This is a genomic window from Streptococcus sp. C300 (assembly GCF_000187645.1).
Lineage (GTDB): Bacteria > Bacillota > Bacilli > Lactobacillales > Streptococcaceae > Streptococcus > Streptococcus oralis_CQ.
This window is the reverse complement of sequence record NZ_GL732469.1, coordinates 193,461-194,288: the sequence shown is the minus strand read 5'-3', so window position 1 is coordinate 194,288 and position 828 is coordinate 193,461. Positions and strand designations below refer to the sequence as shown.

The window sequence follows — 828 nt, the reverse complement described above, 5'->3', positions numbered from 1 at the left end:
AAGTTCCTGCGAATTCAAGAACGTCTACTAGTGTATCTGTGACTGCGAAGGCTGTCGCATCTTGCGCTACTGTTGTTTTCACGTTGTAAGTGAAGACTTGATCGCGTTTGTCAAGAGTTTCAGCTTCTTTGCCGTTCACATCTTTCTTGATTTCTGGCACTTCTGGTGTTGGAGGCGTTACTGGGACTTCATTAGAGTCCTTGTGCACTCCTGGTTTGTGTGGGAAGCTTGCGTCATAAGAAGCCTTATTCGGAATCTGTGTATGACCGTCTTCCTTCACATACGCTGACAAGTTCGCGCCGGCTTTGATCTTCGCGTCGAATGTTAATTCAACTGCTTGACCGCCATTGGCTTTGACTTGCTCTTCTGTAAGCGTCAAGGTAATCGTTTGACCTTCTACCTTGATTTGGCTAGCCTCAAGCGCTTGACCATTCAATTTAGCACTTGAAGTTCCTGCGAATTCAAGAACGTCTACTAGTGTATCTGTGACTGCGAAGGCTGTCGCATCTTGCGCTACTGTTGTTTTCACGTTGTAAGTGAAGACTTGATCGCGTTTGTCAAGAGTTTCAGCTTCTTTGCCGTTCACATCTTTCTTGATTTCTGGCACTTCTGGTGTTGGAGGCGTTACTGGGACTTCATTAGAGTCCTTGTGCACTCCTGGTTTGTGTGGGAAGCTTGCGTCATAAGAAGCCTTATTCGGAATCTGTGTATGACCGTCTTCCTTCACATACGCTGACAAGTTCGCGCCGGCTTTGATCTTCGCGTCGAATGTTAATTCAACTGCTTGACCGCCATTGGCTTTGAGTTGCTCTTCTGTAAGCGTCAAGG

1 protein-coding gene is annotated in these 828 nt (G+C 46.6%); it reads right to left on the bottom strand.

Annotation, left to right across the window (positions count from 1 at the left end; genetic code table 11):
* A partial coding sequence (locus HMPREF0849_RS08635; protein WP_033605413.1) for an isopeptide-forming domain-containing fimbrial protein occupies positions 1-828 on the bottom strand: 828 nt, incomplete at both ends.